A 21,752-nucleotide genomic window follows, 5' to 3' on the forward strand; every position below is an offset into this window, starting at 1 on the left:
AACCGGCTCAGCGCGCCCGATGCGCGAGGCCGAAGGTGAACATCAGGGCCAGCACCAGCACCAGTCCCTTGACGAAATCCTGCGCGTAATACGGCGCGTTGAGCATGGTCAGGCCGTTGAGCAACGAGGCCACCAGCAGCGCGCCGACCAGCGTGCCGAACGCGTTGGGCTTCTTCGCCCCGAGCACGGCAAAACCGATCAGCGCAGCGCCCAACGCATCGAGCACCAGGCCGTTGCCGGAACTGACATCCCCGCGCCCCAATCGCGCCGCCAGCAACAATCCGCCCAGCGATGCCAGCAGCGCCGAGAGCACGTAAGCCAGCAACTTGAAGCGCTGCACCGGCGCACCGGCCAGACGCGCCGCCTGCTCGTTGCCGCCAATCGCATAGAACAACCGGCCGATGCGCGTGCGTTCGAGAAACAGCCACACCGCCACCGCGACCACCGCCGTTATCAACACCGGAACCGGCACGATGTCCCACAACCGTCCGCGGCCCAGCGCCAGAAACACTGCACTGAACGAACCCTCGGCTTCGTCGCCGTTGGGCAAGGTCATGCCCACCGCAATCGAGCGGCCGCCCGTGGGGATCAGTTGCACGCCGATCACCAGAAACATGCTGCCGAGCGTGGCGAGAATGTCCGGCACGCGCATCTTCACGATCAGCCAGCCGTTGAGCAGCCCCACCAGCGCGCCACCGGCCAGGCTGATCAGCACCGCCGGCACCGCGCCCCAGCCGAGCACCACCATCACGTAACTGGCAATCATCAGGCTCATCGCCGCCACCGCGCCGATCGACAAATCCAGTCCGCCGACAGCCATGGTCAGCGTCACGCCCAACGCCAGCAGTGCAACAATCGACACCGACTGCAGGATGCTGAACAGGTTGCCGACCCGCAGGAACGCCGGTTCTGCCACACTGAAAAACACCACGATCAACGCCAGCACCCACAGCAGGCCGTAGCGGATCAGCGCTTGCACGAAGCGCTCGGACGGCGCCGGGGCGGATGACAACAGGGAACTCGAATCAGGCACTCGCTCTACTCCTTGGCGCGGCGTGAACATTAGAATTTTGCGGGTCGCTGCCGGCCAGCGCGGCGACCAGGGTGGCGCGATCCAGCCCGGCGCGCGGGTACTCGGCCACCACCGCGTGAGCGCGCACCAGCAGAATCCGGTCGGCGATCTCCAGCGCTTCATCGACGTCCGAGCAGATCACCAACGTGGCGCGGCCAGCGGCGCTGTCGCGCAGCAGTTGGCCGATCTCGCGCCGGGCACGCACATCGACGCCCTGAAACGGCTCGTCAAGGATCAGCACCCGGCCCTCGCCGAGCAACCAGCGACCGAGCACGACTTTCTGCTGATTGCCGCCGGACAACGCACTCATCGGCACATCGATGCCGGCGGTCTTGATTCCCAGCGCTGCGACTTGCGCCTCCACCGCCGTCGCTTCGGCGCGGTTGCGGATGAAACCGCCACGGGTGAAGCGTTCGAGGAACGGCAAGGTCAGGGTTCGACGCAATGAAAAATCCGCCACCAGCGATTGGCTGGCGCGATCCTCGGCGGCGAAGAACACGCCGCTCTGGATGGCTTGTCGGGGCGAGCCCGGTTGCCACTCGATGCCGTCCAGTTGCAGAGAGCCGGACAACGGTTTGCGCAGCCCGAACAGCACTTCGGCGATCTCGCTTTTGCCGGCGCCGAGCAACCCGGTCAGCACCACCACTTCGTTTTCGTGCAGGGACAGATCAAAAGCCTGAGTGCGCGGCAGGATTTTCACGTCGCGCAATTTCAGTACTTCGCGCCCCGCCGCTCGCGGTGTGTAGACGTGGGCTTCCAGCGCCTGACCAAGCATCGCTTCCAGTGCCTCGGGCAATTGCCGGGCACTGAACTCACCGGCCAGTTGCCCGTCGCGCAACACCACGGCGCGGTCGGCCACTCGTTGCAGATCGGACAGGCGATGGGAGATGTACAGAATCGCCACACCACGGCTGCGCAAGGTGTCGATCAGCCCGAACAGGCGCTGCGCTTCGGCGTCCGACAGGGCCGCTGTCGGCTCGTCGAGAATCAGCAGGCGCGGTTGCAGGGCGAAGGCGCGAGCCAGCACCACCAGTTGCCGCTCGGCCTGGCCGAGGTGTTCGATCGGTTGCTCCAGCGGCAGCACCAGACCGAGGCCGGCGGCGATGCTCGCAGCGCGCTCCAGCAGGCGTCTGCGATTGAGCCAGAAGTCGGCGTCGGGGCGGCACAGTTCATCGAGCAGCAGGTTTTCCGCCACGCTCAATCCGGGCGCGATGCCCTCGTTGATCTGCTGATGAACCGCGACGATGCCGAAGCGGCGCGCCGACAGCGGCGAACTGAAATGCCGGGGTTGGCCATCGATCCGGATCTCGCCGCCATCGGGGGTCTGGCTGCCGGCGAGGATCTTCACCAGCGTCGATTTGCCCGCACCGTTGGCGCCGAGCAGCGCCACCACTTCGGCGGGAAAAATATCCAGGCTGACCCGGTCCAGCGCCCGGTTCGAGCCAAAGGTCTTGCTCAGTTCACGTACACGAATCAGTGGCTCGGAGACCACGGCGACAGGCGCACCCATAAAATTCCTTAACGTCGATGAGCCAGCGAACGCACCAGTCGATCGCCCAGGCTTTGCACACCCTGGACGAGGATGACCAACACCACGACGGTGGCGACCATCACTTCATTGTTGAACCGTTGATAGCCGTAGCGGATCGCCAGATCGCCCAGTCCACCGCCACCGATCACTCCGGCCATGGAGGAAAAACCGATCAGCATCACCAGCGTCAGGGTGACGCCCGCCAGCAAGGCCGGCAGCGCTTCGGGCAACAGCACTTTGAAAATCACGTGGCGGATGTCACCGCCCATGGCCAGGATCGCTTCGATCCGGCCTTTTTCGACTTCGTCGAGGGCGTTCTCGACGATCCGCGCAAAAAACGGAAAGGCGCCGATGGTGATCGGCACCACGGCGGCGGTGCTGCCCAGGGTGGTGCCGACCACCAGCCGGGTCAGCGGGATCAGGGCAATCAGCATCACCACGAACGGCAGCGAACGCCCCAGATTGATGATTGCGCCCAAGGCTTGATTGAGCCTCGGCAACGGGTACAGGCCCTGACGCCGACTGATGAACAGCAACACCCCCAGCGGCAGGCCGATCAGCAAGGTGAACAGCCCGGCGAGCAGCACCATGTACAGGGTTTCGCCGGTAGCGTTGAGCACCAGTTGCAGGATTTCATTCCAGTCGATCACACGGTTCATGAGTGGGCCGCCCGTACGCCGTATTGCCGCAGAAAACTCAGACCGGGCGCGTCATGCCCCAGCGGCAAGCCGCAACTGGGGCGCAGTGAGGCGCCGAGGGCGGACTGCGGATCGGCCAGCAATCGAGCCACCGGCCCCGCCTCCACCAGTTTCCCGTTGGCCATGGACGCGGCGTGATCGCAGATCGACTTGACCACGTCCAGTTCGTGGGTGATCAGCACGATGGTCAAACCGAGTTGCCGATTGATATCGCGCAACAGCTCCAGAATCGATGCGGTGGTTTCCGGGTCGAGGGCGCTGGTGGCTTCGTCCGACAGCAGATACGCCGGCCGCGCCGCCAGGGCCCGAGCGATGCCCACTCGCTGCTTCTGCCCACCGGACAGTTGCGATGGAAAGGCTTCGGCCTTGTCGCCCAGCCCCACCAGATCCAGCAGTTCCCGAACCCGTTCATAACGCTGTGGCTTGGCAACCTTGGCGATTTCCAGCGGCACCGCGACGTTGTCGAACACGTTGCGCGAATGCAGCAGATTGAAGCCCTGGAAGATCATGCCGATGCGCTGACGCTGGCGGCGCAGTTCGCTATCGGACAGCGCGGTGAGGTCTTCGCCGTCCAGCAGAATCCGCCCGGCATCCGGGCGTTCGAGCAGATTGAGGCAACGCAGCAACGTTGATTTACCCGCGCCGCTGCGCCCGAGAATCCCGTAGATCGCGCCATCGGGAATGCTCAGCGACACCTGATCCAGCGCCGGGGTCGACGCTGACGGATAGGTTTTGCTCAACTGCTCGACGACGATCATGGCTTGGCATCCGCCACCGGGATCACCGAACCCTTGAAGTTCTCGGCGATGTACTTGGCGACTTGCGGCGAGGTCAGGTCCTTGGCCAGTTGCTGAATGCGCGGATCGTTTTCCAGTTTCGGCGTGGTCACCAGAATGTTGGCGTACGGGTTGTGCTCGGCCTTCTCCAGCCCCAGCGCATCCCTGGCCGGCACCAGCCCGGCTTCCAGCGCGTAGTTGCCGTTGATCACCGCCAGGTCGACGTCGTCCAGTGCGCGGGGCAGTTGCGGCGATTCGATTTCGAGGATCTTCAGCTGTTTCGGATTTTCGGCGATGTCCTTGGGCGTCGCCTGATCGGCCGCCGGGTCATTGAAGCCAGGCTTGAGTTTGATCAGGCCGTTGTCCTGCAACAGGTACAGCGCACGGCTCAGGTTGGTGACGTTGTTCGGCACGGCGACCGTACCTTTGTCTGGCATCTGGGCGAAGGTTTTGTGGCGATGGGAGTAAATCCCCAGCGGTTCGATGTGCACCGTGGCGGCCACCGCGAGTTTTTCGCCGAGGGCCTTTTCCTGGGATTGCAGGTACGGCAGATGCTGGAAGTAGTTGGCGTCCACATCGCCGTGCACCAAAAGTTCGTTGGAGTTCACGCCCTGCGGGATTTCGATCACCTTGAGATTGAGCTGCGGATCGAGTTTCTGGATGTACGCCAGAATCTGCGCGTGTGGCACCGGGTCCGCTGCAACCCGCAATGGTTCGAGCGCCTGGGCACTGAACGAAGTCACCAGCGCGCCGAGGACGGCCAGGGTCAGGCCTGCTTTTTTCAACACTGTTTTTTTCAACACTGCTTTTTTCAACATGGGAAAGCGACCTTTTGCGAGTGATGGATCAGGCGTTGGCGGTCTTGCGAAGCGGTGTCTGGGTATTCGACGCATCGGCGTAGAAGCGCTGCGCGACGTCGGGATGGGAGCGCAGTCGGCCCTTGAGGTAATTCCAGCCGACATCGCGAAACAACGGATTGAGCGGATCACTGGCCGGGCCGCGCGCCTCACGCAGCAACGCCGCCGGCAAGGGATAAAGCGGCACCACTGCATCCAGTTGCGCGCCGAGGAAAAACGCGATGGACAAGCGCTCGCTGCCCACCGGTGGCGACACCACCCGATGCACCGTGGCGCGCAGATAACCGTTGGTGGCCAGCTCCAGCAACTCGCCGATGTTCACCACCAAGGTGTTGTCCCGAGGCAGCGCATCGATCCAGCGCCCCTCTTCGATTTCCACTTGCAGGCCGGCCTGCTGGTCTTGCAGCAGGAAGCTGAGAAAACCCGAATCCTTGTGCGCGCCGACGCCCTGATTGCTCGCGGTCGAGGCTTGCCCCGGATAGCGCATCAGCTTGATGTGTTCGTTGGGTTTGTCGCCGTACAACCGGTCGAAAGCGTCTTCCGGCAAGGACAGCGCCTGAGCGAATGCGCGCAGCAGGCGCAGCGACATTTGGGTCATCGCCTGCTGCCAGTCGAGCAGCAGCGGCTTGAGTTGCGGCAACGCCTCGGGCCATTGATTCGGCCCTTGCAGCCGCGCCCATAGCGGACTGTCGGCGTTCAATGGCAAGACCTCGCGCTCGGCGCCCAGATCGAATTGCTCACGCTGATCGGGCTGGCCACGGGTGATCTCGGAAGCGGCGCGGTTGTAGCCGCGAAAGTGCGGCGAATTGATCATGCCGACGGCGTTTTTCTCGCTGTCGGGCAAGGCGAAGAACTGGCGTGCGTAGTCCTGCACTTGCTCGAGCAGGCCGGCGTCGATGCCATGGCCGGTCAGGTAGAAAAAACCCACATCGCGGGCAGCATGGCGCAGGTCATCAAGAAAGGCCTGGCGTTGCGACGGCGTGCCGTCGAGCAGGGACAGGTCGAGGATGGGTAATGCGGTGATCTTTGAGGTGTGCGGCATGATTCACTCCCGTGTGAATCAAACCTGAAGAGTCCGTGATCGATTCAGCGCGTGCCGTCATGGCAATCGGGAGGTCTATCGGTTTGATGCTTTTGATTCGTCTATGAAACAAAACTAAACGATATTAAAAACACCGAACAAATATCTTTTTTGCATTAGCTTAGGTCTGTCTGACTACATGACTCAGCTGACCACCGCGCCCTTCGGGCCGCTGGCAATAAGCGCCGCCCCACACGCAGTTTTCATGCCGTCCAGCGCGATCGGCACGCCATCGACGGTGTAGGTGCTGCTGCCCTCGGCAATCGGAAAAATCCCTTTGCACAACGGGCAACTGACCTTGTGACCGAGCCCGGCAATCGGCTTGCCATTAAGGTCGGTTCGGGAGAAGGCTTCAAGGACTTTGCCACCGTGGGTGGTGGAGTCGCCGAGGCGGATTGCGTCTTTCATGTTGTCACTCCATTGACCGGCTTACTCATCCATCCAGACATCTTCGTCCCCTTGAGGATCGATGATGAACTTCACCCGGTGGGCAGACAGAGACCCTGCCCGCCGGTCCGAATGCAGTCTCATTAACCTTCGACATCCCACGTCAAACCTGGATCGGCTGTCCCGTGCGCAGAAAAATACATCAGCGCCTGTTGTGCGATTTCTTTATCGACGCACTGATTCTGTGGATAGCTGCCGGACTGCCCTCCCACAACGACATCAAGACTTTCATCGCCGGATGCGTCGGGGGCAATCAGTGTGAAAAGCTTTTGATCCACATCCAGCGCGATAAACACCACATAACGATTTTGCGCACCGCCGCCAATGCTCATGAAGTTTTCATCATCGAGAAAGAACATCGTTGAACTGAATGTTTTTCCATCGAGACGATTCAGCGCAGAGAGCAACGCTTTTTCATCGGGTTGGTGCACTTCATGAGTGACCGAACGATTGCCTTGGGTTTCATCTTCCAGGATTTTATCCAGCTTCATAATCACTACTTCGTTGGTGTGTAAGTTCGACTGCCACTTGGCGAGTGTACGGTGATATTGCATCCCAGGTTTCGAGCCAGTGATCGAATCCCCCCGGCTCCCGGAAGTCCGCAAGCCTTGCAAGGGTCTCGATCCACCCACATTTCCGCACTTTCGGCCTTGCCTGCCATACCCGCATTGACCGCATGCTGCACCGCTTCGGCTTCTGCGTGGGTTTTGGTCTGCGCATTTACCCGCTCAAGTGTAATAGGCGTTTTGGGATTTTGAGCGCTTGAGTTTATACCCTCGAAACTCTGGTCGTTGAACTTCAAAATCGCCAGTGTCGATGTGTCTTCGGCAGAACCTGCAACCGGAAGGCCCAATGCCTTTCTTCGGTCGGCCAGTTGTTGCCTTGGATCACAGCCCTCAAGACCCAGTGGGTCAACCCAGCCTGTCGGGTTAGGCGCATAGGCATATAGATTCAGGCCGCCTGCATAACTGATCGGATCCTTGCTGATGAAACGGCCAACGTCAGGATCGTAATATCGGTACCGGTTGTAATGCAGCCCTGTCTCATGATCGTGGTATTGCCCCTGAAAACGAATCGGGTTTGCCAGCCCTTGCTGCAGTGCCCACTCCGAACGTTTTTCAATGGCAGTACCCCATGCCTTGTACTGTGCACTCCAGACGATCTCCCCGTTCTGGTTGGTCAGCTCCTGTGGTGTGCCCAAGTGGTCACACTGATACCAGCTCAAGACATCGATCGGTGGTGCTTTGGGCACAATGCTCCATAACGGATCATCGGCCAGACGATAGTCATCGCTGTAATGAGGCTCGGCAAACAAGTTGATCGATTGGTGCCGTAAAGCCTGGGCCACGGGAACAAACGTGCCGGGCTCATAGATGTAGTGCACCGTCCGCCCCGGATCGCCGTCGGTCTGTGAAAGGCTGCTTTCCCAGGCCAGGTTGTCGCCGTCCCAGCCGTACAGCGTGAAACTACAACCCAGTTCTCTTTGCCGACGTGACAGTTCGTTCTGGTTCCACTGCGACCCGGCTTCGGGGTGTTGCTTGAAGTGCGCACGTGAATGCTTGTACAGCCGCCGACCCAGCGCATCGTAGGCGAAGTCGATTTCCAGACGGGCATCATCGAAATGCACCAGGCGATCGAACAGGTCCCAGCGCATCCGGCTGATACTCGCGTTGTGCCAGCGCTGAATCAGGTTGCCACGGTCGTCATAGTCGTAATGACTGCCAGCGTACTCACGCAACAAATTGTCGAGAAGCTTGCTCCGGGTCGGATACTGGTCCAACGGTCGCCGAACCTGTTCAGCCTTGGCATCCATCAAATTGCCGGCGGGATCGAACGCGAAGGTTTCCACACCCAGACGACTGGTGGCGTTGAGCAGACGACCTACCGGGTCGTATTGATAGCCGATCGGCCCACGGCGAGTGTCATGGATACCATTCAATTGGCCCGCCGCGTCATATTGATACTCGCGCTTGAGCAGGATGCGCTTGTCATCACTGTGTCCCAGCAATTGTTGTTGCAAGCGACCGGCAGGGTCCCATTTTTGAGTCTGGAAAAGGCGATTGCCCTGATGTCGGGCGACTTCACGATGCAGATCATCACGCTCGTAACCGATCAGGTCGTGCTCATCCAGCCGCATTCCCAACAAGTGGCCACTGCCGTAGGTCAGCCAACTGATCCGGTGTCCATCCGGACGCACAGTGGCCACTCGCTGATTCAGCGCATCATATTCGTGCTGCCAGACCGCAACCGTCGGTTTTTCCAGTACCGAATAATGCTGATGCTCGCGCAACAGGTTACCTGCCGGGTCATGAAACCACTGCAAGCGACTCTTATCATTGCTGGCGAGCACCAGGTTGCCGTTTCCATCGTAGGCAAAGGTTTCTTCCTGCGACTCACCGCCAAGTCTTGCAAGACGAGAGATCAGGCGGTTCATCGGATCGAAGCGCAATTCAGTAACGCGCTCCCCATCCCTCGTCGAGGCTAGACGCCCGGTATCAGGATCGTATTGGTAGTGCTTGCTCCGACCGTCGAAGCCGGTTTCGTGGAGCAGCCGCCCTACCGGGTCGTACTCGAACTGCGCTCGCTGTTCATTTTCGTTTTCCAGGGCCGACAAGCGCCCGAGCCGATCCCAGCGATAGCGCAATGTCTGCTCGGCAGCGTCCACCCGCTCCGCCACCAGACCGGCAGCGGTGTAACTCCAGGAGGTGCAGCGACCAAGGCCATCGATGTGGATCAGTAATCGACCTTCGGCATCGCGCGTGAATCGCTCTTCGGATTTGTCCGGATGTTTGATCAGTACCAGTTGACCCGCCTGATATTCGTACTCGGTACTTTGCCCGGCTGCATCGGTGAAACAGATCGTCTGCCCTCGACTGTCATATTCCCAGGTGCTGCTTTTTCCGGAGCAATCGGTGTACTTGGTCAACTGGCCAGCGTCGTTGTACTCAAGTTTCTTCTCGGCGCCGTTGGCATCCTTGATGGCCGTGAGCAGACCGGCCGGGGTGTAGGTGTATTCGGTCTTGTTACCCAATGGGTCGACGGCTTCTACCAGATTGCCCTGTGGATCGTAATCGCGAAGCCACAGGCCACCCTCCGCGTCGCTGATCTTGATCAGTTGATCCTGGTCGTCGTAGGCAAAGTGCAGGACCGTATCGTCGGCCCGGATATGTTCGAGTACGTTCCCGCGATCGTCATAGCTGAATCGATCGATGCTGCCGTCGGTATGAACATGGCGCACGATGTTTTTTGCGTCATCGCGAAACAGCCATTCCGAGCGTTCGTCGGGATGACGGATACGATAGGTGTAGCCAAGGATGTCGTAGTAGTGCCAAGTCTCATTGCCATGGGCATCGGTGACGTAAGTCAGGCGAATATTTTCATCCCACTCCAGCCGGGTATCGTAGCTGCCGTCATCGGCCCATTCGCGTATCGCCCGCGCATCGGCGCCCTGTCCCTGCCATTGCAGATTCATACCGCGTCCGGTGCGATCGGTGTATCGGGTGATGAGGTGATGCTGGTACTGGTAACTCCAGACCGCCGCATTTTCGTCCTGAGCCTGTATCAAGTCCCCGGCGTCGTCATAAACATAGGCGCACAGCTGACGCCAGGGCGCACCGTCGCGAATTTCCCAGAGGCCGATCAAACGCCCCTGATCGTCGATCAATGTACCGAGTTGCAAATGAACCCTGGAAACGTCCCCTTGGTAGGTGATCAGATCCGACAACACGACTTCATCGTTATGGCGATGTTCGTAGTGCAGCATGATTCCCGCACCGCTGCGCAGTACGATTCCACTCAGCAGATAGCGCTGACCTCGACGAACATAGGTTTCCTTGCGCTCGACACCGCTGCACAGCACCAATTGGTTCTCGTCGACGCGTACCAGCGTGAGGCTCTCGATCGGGTCGTAGTGAGCTTCACCCACTTTGGGCAGAGGGTAGTTGTGGCTGCGACCATCAGCTGCGTGGTACACCACCCCGTCATCGACGCGATCAAATCGGGTGGTGAACTCGGTAATCCAGCGAGCACCGCAGACGCCCTTGTCGTAGGCATCCAGACGTGAGTAATAGGTGCGAGTCCAGGTGACCGGAAACGGGCCGGGCAGGCTGAAGTCCGTGTGATTGAAAGTCTCCGATCCCATGGCAAAGCTGATGCTATGGGCGGTGATGGGACACACACCGTTCTTGCGGCAGTTGGCGTCGGCTTTCGCGCCTGCCTGCTTTGACTGCATCTCCAGTTGCCCGTCCCCGGCCCTGCGTTGGGCTTTACTCGTTCCGCCGGGTTTGACCGTTGCGCTCTGGCCATGAGACCTGCGTTTGCGCCAGGTCACTACCGCCCCCGCCAGCATCTGCAACAACCAGCCGATAGAGTGCTGCACACCTGGATCGGCAAGTTTTTTCAGCTGGGTTCGCAGTTCTACACCCAGATTACGCAGCATGGATGTATTACCCAGTACCAAGGCCTTGGCTTTTTCCGGCAGCAGATTTTTCGCTGCACTATTGGCCACCCCTTTTCCTGCAGCCTTGTAGGCGCCAAATGCAGCGCCAAAGATATTGCTGATGGCCGCCTTGGGATCATGCAGTAACTGGCCCCGTGCCGCGGTGAGCTTTGAACCTGCCGCGTTAAGGTCGCCTTTGGCGTCAAGCTTGCCGTTGACCACCGTTTCCAGGCCCTTGGCAATCTCGTTCACCGCGCTTTGACCCAGCTTTCCAGCGTCGTCGAGAATGCCCGCCAGTTTGGGTTGTGCCTGTTTGACGAAGTCATCGATGGTGCCGACGATGGTCGCGTTCAGATGCCCGATCAACACTTCAATCAGCGAGTCCCCCAGCAGCATCTTGGCGCTGTTACGCAGTTCCTGACGCACCAGCCCCAGGGTCGGGCGTAGTGTCATGCGCGCAGAAGCCATGGTCGGCGGCGCAGGCAATACACCAATCAGGTTGATACCCAGGCTGACCCAATCCAGCACCTGACGCTGTTTGCTTTTGGCCAGGGTGACGATGTCTCCGAGGGCATCAACCAACGCCATGATGTTGCCCACGACAGGAAGAGCACCCGCGACGTTCTTGACCCGATCAAGTGTGACGACACCGCCGCTGATGGACTGCAACCAGGCATCGAATTTGGCAGCGCCGCGTCCGACATCCTGAATATCGATCGTGTTGAGGGGTACCACCGCGACTTGCGGCTCACGCTGTTTCGCACCACCGCCCCCAGTTGTCATGACAGCACCTCACCCGCCAGCAATTCCGGAGTTTTCAAAGAAGGTTTTGGAAGCGTCGGCGCCGGCAGACTCGGCAACTTGCCCGCCTTGCTCGCCGCCCCGAGAATCCCCGACGCACTCGGCATCGCCGCACTCGCCAGTTTCGGCAGCCCGGCTACCCCGCCCTGCACCACGCCCTTCACCTGCTGCGCCGTTTGCATCGCACCTTGCGCGGTCTGCACGGCGCCCATCCCTGTTTTCGCCATGTCCTTGCCCTTCTCCAACATGTCCCAGTTCTTGCTCGGCAACACTTTGGCGACCATCGCCTGCACCTGACTTGGCACCTCATCAGCACCCGGCGGATTCAACGGCCATTCCGGCTTGCCGATGTAACTGCCTTCACTCCAGGTGTCCGCAGGATCCTTGCCGAACAGCACCCGCGCTGGCCCCGGTGCGGCGCCGGCGACGCTGGCAAAACCCTTGGCGTCGAGTTTGCCCTTGATGCTTTTGCCCAGCGCATCGATGACTTCGTAGTCGCCGTCCTTGATGCCCTGACGCCCGGCGTACTGGTTGAACAATTCAAGGTTGCCCTTGCCCGGTTTCGGCGGTTCCGGGAACACGCCCGCCAGGGATTTCGCCCCGGTGTAGGCGAAGTTCGCTGCGTGGGCGGTGTACGGGCCGCTGGTGGCGTGGGTGATGCCGCCGGCGTTGTAGGTCGTGGCGCTGCCGCCGCCCTGGATCACCAGTTCGGTCTTGGCGGTGATGGTGATGCGGTCGGCGTTGGCGGTGATGTTGAGTTTGGCCAGCAGGTTGATGCTGTCCTTGAGTGCCTTGACGTCGATGTCGCCGGACGCCGCCACCAGCCGCCAGCCCATGCTCTGCACGAACAGGCGCATGCCACGGCTGGCACTGGCCAGCAGGCGTTTGCCGATGGAAAAACTGGTGTGCCCGGTGCTGCTCAGCGCCAGGTGTTCGCCGGTGGCGATGTGGCTGGAGCGCGGTGTGGTCAGGGCGATGCCGGCGGGGCTGGCGAGTACCAGATGCGGCTCGGTGAACTCGGGAAATTCGTTGGCGGTGAGGTTCGCCGGGCCACTGCCGAGTACGCCTTGATGCTGCGCGTGCAAGGCCTTGGCCACGTCATCCTGGTCGCCCGCTTCCTGGGCTTGCAGCTCTTTGGCCTGCGTGGCGAAACCGTCCTGTTGATCGCTGGCGGTGGCCAGGCGCTCGGCGGTCTCCGGCAAGTCCTTGTGGTGCTTGGATTCATTCGGGCGCGGTTCGGTGGTAATCAGCAGACCGGCGCCGGCACGCACGGCGCCGTGGCGGTCGGTTCTTAACTCAAAACCTTCACCCCGAGGCTGACCGCCGCTTGGGCGCGGGTGGGTCAGGTAACCAAGGTTGATCGCGCTCGCGCCGTGATCGCTGCGCAGCGCGATGCTGATCTCGCTGGTGGTGTCGTCGATGCGCAGTTCGTTGGCGCGGCTGCCCTTGTATTCCTTGCTCTTGACCGTGGCCAGGGTCTTGAAGTCCGGCAACTTGTACGGCGGCAGGTTGGCGCCGTGGTACAGGCAACCGGTGATCAAGGGCTGGTCGGGATCGCCTTCGAGGAAGGTGATCAGCACTTCCATGCCGACCCGCGGAATGTTGATCGAGCCAAAGGTCTCGGCGGCCCAGCTGGAGGCCACGCGCATCCAGCAGGAGGTCTTGTCGTCGCGCTGGCCTTCGCGGTCCCAGAAGAACTGCACCTTCACCCGGCCGTATTGGTCGCAGAAGATTTCTTCGCCTTCGGGACCGGTGACCACGGCGCTTTGCGAACCGAGGACCTTGGGTTTTGGGTGGTCCAGCGGCGGACGGTACGGCACGTCCCAGGGAATCGCGTTGAAGCGGTTGCGATAACCCTGATGGAAATCGTCTTTGTTGTCGGTGGTGTCGCTGGTCACCGACTCTTCCAGCACTTGCGGCTGCTTGCCTTCGTGGAAGATTTCGGTGAGCAGCCACAGGTCGTTCCACGTCGGGTTGGCGTGGTCGGTCAGGGCCAGAAAATGCCCGGTGACCAGGATCGGCTGGTCGCTGTTGCCCTCGGCCAGGCGATAGTCGCTGCGATGGCGTTCGAGGTTGCGGTTGGCCAGGTGCTTGCCACGCTCGCGATCCACGAAACGGCCCGGGTAATCGTAGTCTTCCAGGTCCGGCTGGGCGCTGCTCTTGGCGTCGCTTTCCAGCTCGATCTTCGGTTTGACGAAGTCGTAATCGCGTCGCGTGGTGCGGCTGGTGCGGGTGGCCAGGCGCAGGCCGAAACGCTTGACCACCGGCTGGTCCGCCACCAGCCCGGAGTCCTGCTGATAGGCCACCGGCGCCAGTTTCGGGAACACCGTCTGGTCATCGCCGAAGGTCAGTTTGTGGCCGCTGGACGTGTGCTGGAAGTGGTAGTGAATACCCTCTTCTTCGCACAGGCGCTGGACGAAATGCAGGTCCGATTCGTCGTACTGCGTGCAGTAGATCCGCTCGGGATACACCGCACTCAACTGGAAGTGGTAATCGCTGGCCAGAATGCCGTGTTCTTCCAGCACCTGGCTGATGATCTGCTGCACCGTCATCTGCTGAAAGATGCGCTGGTTGAAGCGGTGCGCCAGGTACGAAAGCTGCGGTCGCAGGGAGATCTTGTAGCGGGTCAGGCGCTTGCCCGCCTCGCCTTGGGCAATGCTGTAAATCAGCCCGTGAATCCCGGTACCGCTCGGCGACAGTTGAAGAAACGCCAGTTTGTGCAGCAGGCTTTCGAGGTTGATCGAAGCCTTTTCGCTGACCAGTTCCAGCTCGAATTCGAAGGGCGTGTTGAGGGCTTCCCGACCGGTGAACGACAGCACCTGGAAATCGCTGTCCGCGCCATCGATGGTCAGATTGAAATGGGGCTGGTTGGCCGGTGAGAACATTCCCTTGTCCCTCGTGCTGTGCTGCAACCCACGCCAGATTGATAAACCTCTGGCGGCAGTAATCCTTTAAGAACTCAAAGGTTCCGGCCAGTAACGCTGGCCGGAACGGTACAACCATCAGCCGTGATTAAACGACCGGAGCACGCCAGTCATCGGAGCCCGAAGTACCGGAGACTTCGTGGGTCCAGGTGATTTTGCGGTAGGTGAAATGCACCTCTTCCAGATGAGTGAAGTGGGCGTTTGCCGGGTCCTGGCAGTTGTGCATCTTGTTGTTGATGGCGACGATGATCGCGTCTTCCAGTTTGGTGGTGTAGTAGTGCTCTTGGGTGCCTTGCGCCGAAGTGCGGTACCACTGGATAACGATTTCGCTCATGCGCTCGCCGGAGGTCAGAGCGGCTTGCAGCAAAGGCGAAGCCTTGTCGTAAACCTTGGTGATCACGACTGGCTTGTGCACGCGCTGACCGGTTGGCTGACCGGATTGCGGGTCACGCGGGATGATCACGTCGTGGCTGAACGCCTGAACCATGACCTGGTCTTCGTGACCTTCCTGGTAGGTGTTGCCAACGGAGTCGGCGGTGAAAGCGCCGGCAGTGATCAGGCCTTGTTTTTCGCCGGTAACCGACATGTACGCTGGTGTTGCCATGGGGTGTGCTCCTTGCTCAAAAGACAGGACCGGACGGCGTGATTGCCTGCCCAGGTGACCAAGGAGATATCAAAAGTCGTGCCAGCCACATCAGGGCTTTTCCCCATCAAAGACTTACGATGCTTGCGTGGGACAAGTTCGTTTTTGGCTGTAGGAAACAACGAAAAAGTGCGCAAGAAGTTGCGCAGTGCTGTGCAACTTCTTGCGCACTTGGCTGTAAGCCTCGATATAGAGAGCTTGCCGTGGCTTTCACCGTGATTTTATTACGGGCAACTGCGCAACTTTTTGCGCAGTTCCGCCAATCCGATCAGAGCTCCGAAATCAGACTTCCTGCAACGCCCGTGGCCGCTGACTGCGCTGTTGCGCCGCCGCATCCGGCGCCTGCTGCAACTGGAAGTCGAACTTCAATTCGGCTCGACGTCCCGCTGCATCCTCCAGAAACTCGACCTCCCCGACCAACCCTTCACGGGTCGCGTACGCGAAGTCATCCCACAGATACTTGTCCCCGGACAGATTGATCTGCGTCGTCAGATGCCGATGCCCCGGTGCAGAAATGAAGAAGTGAATATGAGCCGGGCGCTGGCCGTGGCGGCCGAGCAGGTTCAGACATTCCTGGGTCGGGCCTTGGGGGTCGCAGCCATAACCGGAGGGCACGATGCTGCGGGCGCGATAGCGGCCTTCAGCATCGGTGATGATCCGTCGGCGCAGGTTGTATTCGGACTGGCTCTGGTCGAAGAACGAGTAAGTACCTTTGGTGTTGGCGTGCCACAGGTCGACCGTGGCGCCGGCCAGCGGCTGGCCCTGCGGATCGAACACCTGACCTTCGAGCAACATCAGCGTGGCGACGCCCTCCTCGCTGCCGTCGTCCATCCGGCATTCCCCTTCGTACAGCGGCGCGCCGGCCACGTATAACGGGCCTTCGATGGTGCGCGGCGTGCCGCCGGTCAAGCCGATCTGCGCGTCCTTGGCGTCCTGCAGCAGGTCGAGGAAATGCTCGAGGCCGAGGCCGGCCACCAGCAGCCCGGCTTCCAAGCGGCCGCCCAGACGGTTGAGGTAGTCGACGGCTTTCCAGAATTCGTCTTCGCTGATCTCAAGGTCTTCGATGATCCGGGCGGTGTCCTGCAACACTCGCAGGACGATGTTTTTCAGGCGCGAGCTGCCGCCATCGTTGGCAAAACCGGCAGCTTCTTCGAAGAATTTTTGCAGTTCGGCAGTGTGGGCAATCTTCACGGTCATGGTGTTCACCTCATCTTGTTGTTGTGGGGGCGGGCTCAGCGGTCGTCGGTGTGGATCGACGAGGGATGGCGGCAGAGGCCGTCGATTTCGATGTCCATGTAGGGAAACAGCGGCAGCAGCATCAGGGTGTCGTGCAGCGCTTCGACGCTGGGCACATCGAACACGCTGTAATTGGCGTAGTGCCCGGCGATGCGCCAGAGATGGCGCCACTGGCCTTCGCGTTGCAGGCGCTGGGCGAGTTCCTTTTCGTCGGCCTTGAGCTTGGTGGCAACGGCCTGATCCATGTCGGCGGGCAATTTCACGGTCATTTTTACGTGGAACAGCATGGCGTTCTCCTTAAGGAATCAGTGCCGGCGAAAACGCGCCAGACGCTCTTCATCCAGCGTCAGGCCCAGGCCCGGGGTGCGTGGAATGTGCAGGTGAAAGTCGCGGTACTGCGGGCGCTCGGTGACGATGTCTTCGGTCAGCAACAACGGGCCGAACAGCTCGGTGTCCCAGGTCAGTTGCCTGAGCGTGAGGAACGCATGGGCCGAGGCCAGCGTGCCGACGGAGCCTTCGAGCATGGTGCCGCCGTACAGGGCGATGCCGGCGGCTTCAGCGATTTGCGCGGTGCGCAACACGGCGCGCGGGCCGCCGTTCTTGGCGATCTTCAAGGCGAACACGCTGGCGGCGCCGTCGGCAGCAAGGCTGAAGGCGTCCTCGACACTTTCAATGGATTCGTCGGCCATGATCGGCGCCGGGCTGCGCTGGTTCAGGCGAATCTGCCCGGAACGATTGACTCGCGAGATCGGCTGCTCGATCAGGTCGATACCGTTGTCGCCGAGCACCTGGAAGCCGCGAATTGCCTGGGATTCGTCCCAGTACTGATTAACGTCGACCCGCACACTGGCACGCTCGCCCAGGGCTTTCTTGATCGCCACCACGTGCTTCAGATCCTGCTCCAGCGGGTTGGCGCCGATCTTCAGTTTGAAGATCCGGTGCCGCCGCGCTTCCAGCATTTGTTCGGCCTCGGCGATGTCGCGGGCGGTGTCGCCGCTGGCCAGGGTCCAGGCGACTTCGAGGCTGTCGCGGACCCGACCGCCGAGCAGTTCGCTCACCGGCAGGCCGAAGCGTTTGCCCTTAGCGTCGAGCAACGCGCTCTCGATGGCGGACTTGGCGAAGGTGTTGCCCTTGGCGATCTTGTCGAGTTTCTGCATGGCGACGTTGAGGTTGTCCGCGTCCATGCCGAGCAGCGCCGGCGCCAGGTGCGCGTCGATGTTGGCCTTGATGCTTTCCGGGCTTTCGTAGCCGTAGGCCAGGCCGCCGATGGTGGTGGCTTCGCCGATGCCTTCGATACCGTCGCTGCAACGCAGGCGCAGGATCACCAGCGTCTGGTTCTGCATCGTGTGCATCGCCAGTTTGTGCGGGCGGATGGTCGGCAGGTCGACGATGATCGCCGACAGGTTTTCAATCAGGATCCGGTTCATTTCAGTGTCCATTCAAGCGTGATCAACCGAGGTCACCGCCACCGACCGGCAGGGTTACACCGGTGATGTAGGAGGCGTCGTCCGAGGCGAGAAACAGGATCGCGCCGACCTGTTCATCAATGGTTCCGTAGCGTTTCATCAGGCTGCTATCGAGGGTTTGCGCGACGATTTCCTGATACCAGGCCTGCTCCTGCGCAGATTGTTCGGCGGCGTTGCGCGGGATGCGCCGGGGCGGCGCTTCGGTGCCTCCGGGCGCGGTGGCGTTGACCCGGATCCCGCGCTCGGCGTTTTCGAATGCCAGACAGGCAGTCAGCGCATTGATCCCGCCCTTCGCCGCGCCATACGGAACGCGGTTCAGGCTGCGGGTCGCAATCGACGACACATTGACGATCGCGCCGCGCCCCTGCTTGAGCATGTACGGCAATGCGGCGTGGCAGCACCACAGCGTCGGGAACAACGAGCGGCGCACTTCGGCCTCGATCTGCTCGACTTCGTAGTGTTCGAACGGCTTGGCCCAAATGGTGCCGCCGACGTTGTTGACCAGCACATCCAGGCGCCCGAACGCATCGACGGCGGCGCTCATCACCCGCGCACAATCGGCGTATTGCTCAAGATCGGCGATCAGCGACAGCACGCTCTCGCCCTGCAGTTCGTGAACCAGCTCGGAGCGGTCGACGGCGATCACCTGCGCGCCCTCCTCCAGCAAGCGCTCGCACACCCGGCGACCGATGCCCTGCGCTGCGCCGGTGACCAGCGCGACCTTGTTGGCGAATCTGTTGTTCATGACAACCTCGCAATTCAGAAAGAAGACTCAGGCCGCCGCGAATTTCTCGTAGTAGAAGTTCGCCGGCGTGATGCCCTGCTCGCGGATGTACTGGCTGACGGCCTCGACCATCGGCGGCGGACCGCACAGGTACACGTCGACATCGCCTTCGTTGAGGTGGCGCGGTTCGATGTGCTGGGTGACGTAGCCCTTGAGCGGATGCTGGCTCTGCGGATTGGCCACGCAGGCGCCGAAGCTGAAATTCGGGATGCGCGCGGCGAACGCTTCGAGGCGGTCGAGTTCCACCAGATCGAAATCGTTGGTCACACCGTAGATCAGGTGAACCGGATGTTCGCTGCCCTGCTCGGCGATCTTCTCCAGCATCGCCGTGAATGGCGCCAGCCCGGTGCCGCCGGCCAACAACAGCAGCGGCCGCTTGATCTCGCGCAGGTAAAAACTCCCCAATGGCCCGGCGAGATTCAGGCTGTCGCCGGCCTTGGCCAGCCCGGTGAGGAAGCTGCTCATCAGGCCGCCGGGGACATTGCGGATCAGGAAACTGACCTCGCCGTTCTTCTGCAACGAGCTGAAGGAATAGGCGCGGGATTGCTCGCTGCCCGGCACTTGCAGGTTGACGTACTGACCGGGCAGGAACGCCAGTTTGCTCAGGGATTCGCCCTTGAGCGACAGCGCGATGGTGCTTTCGGAGAGCTGACGGACATCGCTGATCGACGCCTGATAACTCGCCTGTTCGGTCTTGCACACCTGCGAGCCGACCGGCACCCGCACCACGCAATCGCTTTCGGCGCGCATCTGACAGGTCAGAACGTAACCCTGGGCCAGTTCGTCTTCACTCAGGGCGTCTTCGATGAAGTTGTCGCCCATGGCGTAACGCCCGGCTTCGGCGAAACACTTGCAGGTGCCGCAGGCGCCGTCGCGGCAGTCCAGCGGGATGTTGATGCCTTGGCGATACGCCGCGTCGGCAACGGTTTCGTGGCCCGAGGCCTCGATGAAACGGGTGACCCCGTCTTCGAAATTCAGTGCGATCTGGAAACTCATGGTGCACCTCGCTCACAGCGTCGAGCCCGGCTCGCCGCCGTCTCGATCAGATGTGATAGATGTCGATGACCTGACGGACGTAATCGTTCTTCAGCACGACTTTCTTGGCCTTGATCAGCGGCTGTTCGCCGCGCAGGTCGAGGGTGTAGAAGCTGGTGCCGAAATAACTGTCGGTGACCTGATAGCGAAAGCTCAGGGTGTGCCAGTTGAAGCGCACCTGACATTGCCCTTCGCCCTGCTCGACGATCTCGATGTTGCTGAGGTTGTGCGAGGTGCGAGTGTCGGGGATGGTCGCGCTGGAGCGCTCGGTCTTGATCCGGAACACCCGGTCTTCGAGACCGCCACGGTTGCCGTACCAGATCAGCGATATTTCGCTTTGCGGGTCTTCGGTCAGGGTGTCGTGGTCGTCCCAGGCCGGCATCCAGAAACTGGCGTCGGCGGCGTAGAGTTCCAGCCACTGATCCCATTGGCCGTCGTCGAGGTAGCGTGCTTCGCGGTAGAGGAAGTCGCGCACGGTGTCGTAGAGGTTGCTCATCACACAGCCTCCACGAGAATCAGATCCCGCTCGGCCGAAGCGGCCTTGAGCATGGTTTCCTGCCAGTACTTGTGTTGCAGCACGAACAGGCCTTCGTCCTCGGTGCGCATGCCGGACAGCAACGGCTTGAGGTCGATTTCCTCGGCCGCCGCGTCCGCGCCTTCGACCCAATGGGTCGCGCCACGGGACATGTCGTTCCAGCCGCGCCCGGCGCCGTAGCCGGTCTGGCATGAGCGGAATTCTTCGAGGTCATCCGGGGTGGCCATGCCGCTGACGTTGAAGAAGTCTTCGTACTGGCGGATACGCTTAGCCCGGGCCTCCGCGCTTTCGCCTTTGGGGGCGATGCAATAGATGGTGATCTCGGTCTTGTCGACGGAGATCGGCCGGGCGATGCGGATCTGCGAGCTGAACTGATCCATCAGGTACACGTTGGGGTACAGGCACAGGTTGCGCGAGTTCTCGATCATCCAGTCAGCACGGGCCTGGCCGAAGTCTCGGGCCAGTTCGTCGCGGCGCTCATAGGCTGGACGATCCTCGGGGTTGGCCCAGCGGGTCCAGAGCAGCAAGTGGCCGTGGTCGAATGAGTAGAAACCACCGCCCTTCTTCGCCCAACTGCCGGCGCTCATGGTCTTGATTTCTTCGCCGGCGTCACGCTGCTGACGCTGGTTCTGGGTGGCAGCGTAGTTCCAGTGCACGGAGCTGACGTGATAGCCGTCGGCGCCATTTTCGGCGGTGAGTTTCCAGTTGCCTTCATAGATGTAGGAGCTGGAACCGCGCAGCACTTCCAGGCCTTCTGGGGACTGATCGACGATCATGTCGATGATCTTGGCCGACTCGCCCAGGTGCTCGGCGAGGGATTTCACATCGGCATTCAGGCTGCCGAACAGAAAGCCGCGATAGGACTCGAAACGCGCAACCTTGGTCAGGTCGTGGGAGCCTTCGCAGTTGAAGCCTTCGGGGTAGCCGGCCTCGCTCGGGTCCTTGACCTTGAGCAGTTTGCCGCTGTTGTTGAACGTCCAGCCGTGGAACGGGCAGGTATAGCTGGAACGGTTGCCGGACTTGTGCCGGCACAACATGGCGCCGCGATGGCTGCACGCATTGAGAAAGGCATTGAGTTCACCGGCCTTGTTGCGGGCGATGAACACGGGTTGGCGACCCATGCTGAGGGTCAGAAAATCGTTGGCGTTGGGGATCTGGCTTTCGTGGGCGAGGTAAATCCAGTTGCCTTCGAAGATGTGCGCCATCTCCAGTTCGAACAGCCGCGGATCGGTGAACATCTCCCGCTTGCAGCGGTAGGCCCCCTTTTCGGGGTCCTCTTCAAGCATGGCATTGAGGTAGTCGATTCCCAGGGACATGGCCGGGGCCTCCATTGTTATTGTTCAGGCCAGGTCAGATTAGGGAGGCAACGCGGGCGGCAATATCCGAATCCTGCAGAGCGCTATCCGTTTTGTGCAGGACGGCGCAGCA

18 protein-coding genes are annotated in these 21,752 nt (G+C 61.0%); all 18 read right to left on the reverse strand.

What is annotated here, in order from left to right; all coding sequences use genetic code 11:
- Positions 1 to 7: 7 nt before the first annotated feature.
- Positions 8 to 1,033: an ABC transporter permease gene (locus AWU82_RS09045; RefSeq protein ID WP_064381956.1), complete on the reverse strand. Its 1,026-nt coding sequence runs from the start codon at positions 1,031 to 1,033 to the stop codon at positions 8 to 10.
- Positions 1,026 to 2,582 carry a sugar ABC transporter ATP-binding protein gene (locus tag AWU82_RS09050; protein WP_064381957.1) on the reverse strand — a complete coding sequence of 519 codons (1,557 nt, stop codon included), beginning with the start codon at positions 2,580 to 2,582 and terminating at the stop codon, positions 1,026 to 1,028. Before AWU82_RS09050 ends, AWU82_RS09045 begins: the two co-directional genes overlap by 8 nt.
- Before the next feature lie 8 nt (positions 2,583 to 2,590).
- Entirely contained in the window at positions 2,591 to 3,262 is a 672-nt protein-coding gene (locus AWU82_RS09055) for a methionine ABC transporter permease (protein WP_011333762.1), read from the reverse strand.
- Positions 3,259 to 4,059, reverse strand: coding sequence for a methionine ABC transporter ATP-binding protein (locus tag AWU82_RS09060; protein WP_084776990.1), 801 nt, complete (start codon positions 4,057 to 4,059; stop codon positions 3,259 to 3,261). Before AWU82_RS09060 ends, AWU82_RS09055 begins: the two co-directional genes overlap by 4 nt.
- Positions 4,056 to 4,865, reverse strand: a complete 810-nt coding sequence (locus AWU82_RS09065; protein ID WP_064384109.1) for a MetQ/NlpA family ABC transporter substrate-binding protein — start codon at positions 4,863 to 4,865, stop codon at positions 4,056 to 4,058. Before AWU82_RS09065 ends, AWU82_RS09060 begins: the two co-directional genes overlap by 4 nt.
- 58 nt (positions 4,866 to 4,923) lie before the next feature.
- The gene (locus tag AWU82_RS09070) at positions 4,924 to 5,976 is read right to left on the reverse strand and encodes an isopenicillin N synthase family dioxygenase (RefSeq protein ID WP_064381958.1); all 1,053 of its coding nucleotides are present in this window, start codon (positions 5,974 to 5,976) and stop codon (positions 4,924 to 4,926) included.
- A gap of 183 nt (positions 5,977 to 6,159) precedes the next feature.
- On the reverse strand, positions 6,160 to 6,423 hold the full coding sequence (locus AWU82_RS09075) for a PAAR domain-containing protein (protein WP_039771176.1): 264 nt from the start codon (positions 6,421 to 6,423) through the stop codon (positions 6,160 to 6,162).
- Positions 6,424 to 6,545: 122 nt separating this feature from the next.
- Positions 6,546 to 6,953, reverse strand: a complete 408-nt coding sequence (locus tag AWU82_RS09080) for an Imm1 family immunity protein (RefSeq protein WP_064381959.1) — start codon at positions 6,951 to 6,953, stop codon at positions 6,546 to 6,548.
- A gap of 5 nt (positions 6,954 to 6,958) precedes the next feature.
- Complete coding sequence (locus AWU82_RS09085; protein ID WP_084776991.1) at positions 6,959 to 11,683, reverse strand: RHS repeat-associated core domain-containing protein; 4,725 nt, start codon at positions 11,681 to 11,683, stop codon at positions 6,959 to 6,961.
- Positions 11,680 to 14,586, reverse strand: coding sequence for a type VI secretion system Vgr family protein (locus AWU82_RS09090; protein WP_064381960.1), 2,907 nt, complete (start codon positions 14,584 to 14,586; stop codon positions 11,680 to 11,682). Before AWU82_RS09090 ends, AWU82_RS09085 begins: the two co-directional genes overlap by 4 nt.
- A 127-nt stretch (positions 14,587 to 14,713) precedes the next feature.
- Positions 14,714 to 15,229 (reverse strand): Hcp family type VI secretion system effector, encoded by a 516-nt coding sequence (locus tag AWU82_RS09095; RefSeq protein WP_064381961.1) that lies wholly within the window; start codon positions 15,227 to 15,229, stop codon positions 14,714 to 14,716.
- 321 nt (positions 15,230 to 15,550) lie between these two features.
- Positions 15,551 to 16,465: a catechol 1,2-dioxygenase gene (gene catA / locus AWU82_RS09100; protein ID WP_064381962.1), complete on the reverse strand. Its 915-nt coding sequence runs from the start codon at positions 16,463 to 16,465 to the stop codon at positions 15,551 to 15,553.
- Positions 16,466 to 16,500: 35 nt separating this feature from the next.
- Complete coding sequence (gene catC / locus AWU82_RS09105; RefSeq protein ID WP_011333751.1) at positions 16,501 to 16,791, reverse strand: muconolactone Delta-isomerase; 291 nt, start codon at positions 16,789 to 16,791, stop codon at positions 16,501 to 16,503.
- Between the two features lie 18 nt (positions 16,792 to 16,809).
- Entirely contained in the window at positions 16,810 to 17,931 is a 1,122-nt protein-coding gene (locus tag AWU82_RS09110; RefSeq protein ID WP_064381963.1) for a muconate cycloisomerase family protein, read from the reverse strand.
- Between the two features lie 22 nt (positions 17,932 to 17,953).
- Positions 17,954 to 18,715: a 1,6-dihydroxycyclohexa-2,4-diene-1-carboxylate dehydrogenase gene (locus AWU82_RS09115; protein WP_064381964.1), complete on the reverse strand. Its 762-nt coding sequence runs from the start codon at positions 18,713 to 18,715 to the stop codon at positions 17,954 to 17,956.
- A 27-nt stretch (positions 18,716 to 18,742) separates the two neighbouring features.
- A complete protein-coding gene (gene benC, locus AWU82_RS09120; protein WP_064381965.1) occupies positions 18,743 to 19,750 on the reverse strand; it encodes a benzoate 1,2-dioxygenase electron transfer component BenC in 1,008 nt (335 codons plus the stop codon).
- 46 nt (positions 19,751 to 19,796) lie between these two features.
- Positions 19,797 to 20,285, reverse strand: coding sequence for a benzoate 1,2-dioxygenase small subunit (benB, locus tag AWU82_RS09125; protein WP_011333747.1), 489 nt, complete (start codon positions 20,283 to 20,285; stop codon positions 19,797 to 19,799).
- Positions 20,285 to 21,640, reverse strand: coding sequence for a benzoate 1,2-dioxygenase large subunit (benA, locus tag AWU82_RS09130; RefSeq protein ID WP_064381966.1), 1,356 nt, complete (start codon positions 21,638 to 21,640; stop codon positions 20,285 to 20,287). The genes benB and benA overlap by 1 nt, the downstream gene beginning before the upstream one ends.
- Positions 21,641 to 21,752: the final 112 nt, after the last annotated feature.

Origin of the sequence: Pseudomonas glycinae, assembly GCF_001594225.2 — a bacterium.
Classification (GTDB): domain Bacteria; phylum Pseudomonadota; class Gammaproteobacteria; order Pseudomonadales; family Pseudomonadaceae; genus Aquipseudomonas; species Aquipseudomonas glycinae.

Bases quoted from the DNA above. Each gene is read 5' to 3' on its own strand.
- AWU82_RS09050 (WP_064381957.1), bottom strand. From the start codon at position 2,582: ATGGGTGCGCCTGTCGCCGTGGTCTCCGAGCCACTGATTCGTGTACGT.
- AWU82_RS09055 (WP_011333762.1), bottom strand. From the start codon at position 3,262: ATGAACCGTGTGATCGACTGGAATGAAATCCTGCAACTGGTGCTCAAC.
- AWU82_RS09060 (WP_084776990.1), bottom strand. From the start codon at position 4,059: ATGATCGTCGTCGAGCAGTTGAGCAAAACCTATCCGTCAGCGTCGACC.
- AWU82_RS09070 (WP_064381958.1), bottom strand. From the start codon at position 5,976: ATGCCGCACACCTCAAAGATCACCGCATTACCCATCCTCGACCTGTCC.
- AWU82_RS09075 (WP_039771176.1), bottom strand. From the start codon at position 6,423: ATGAAAGACGCAATCCGCCTCGGCGACTCCACCACCCACGGTGGCAAA.
- AWU82_RS09080 (WP_064381959.1), bottom strand. From the start codon at position 6,953: ATGAAGCTGGATAAAATCCTGGAAGATGAAACCCAAGGCAATCGTTCG.
- AWU82_RS09085 (WP_084776991.1), bottom strand. From the start codon at position 11,683: ATGACAACTGGGGGCGGTGGTGCGAAACAGCGTGAGCCGCAAGTCGCG.
- AWU82_RS09090 (WP_064381960.1), bottom strand. From the start codon at position 14,586: ATGTTCTCACCGGCCAACCAGCCCCATTTCAATCTGACCATCGATGGC.
- AWU82_RS09095 (WP_064381961.1), bottom strand. From the start codon at position 15,229: ATGGCAACACCAGCGTACATGTCGGTTACCGGCGAAAAACAAGGCCTG.
- catA (WP_064381962.1), bottom strand. From the start codon at position 16,465: ATGACCGTGAAGATTGCCCACACTGCCGAACTGCAAAAATTCTTCGAA.
- catC (WP_011333751.1), bottom strand. From the start codon at position 16,791: ATGCTGTTCCACGTAAAAATGACCGTGAAATTGCCCGCCGACATGGAT.
- AWU82_RS09110 (WP_064381963.1), bottom strand. From the start codon at position 17,931: ATGAACCGGATCCTGATTGAAAACCTGTCGGCGATCATCGTCGACCTG.
- AWU82_RS09115 (WP_064381964.1), bottom strand. From the start codon at position 18,715: ATGAACAACAGATTCGCCAACAAGGTCGCGCTGGTCACCGGCGCAGCG.
- benC (WP_064381965.1), bottom strand. From the start codon at position 19,750: ATGAGTTTCCAGATCGCACTGAATTTCGAAGACGGGGTCACCCGTTTC.
- benB (WP_011333747.1), bottom strand. From the start codon at position 20,285: ATGAGCAACCTCTACGACACCGTGCGCGACTTCCTCTACCGCGAAGCA.
- benA (WP_064381966.1), bottom strand. From the start codon at position 21,640: ATGTCCCTGGGAATCGACTACCTCAATGCCATGCTTGAAGAGGACCCC.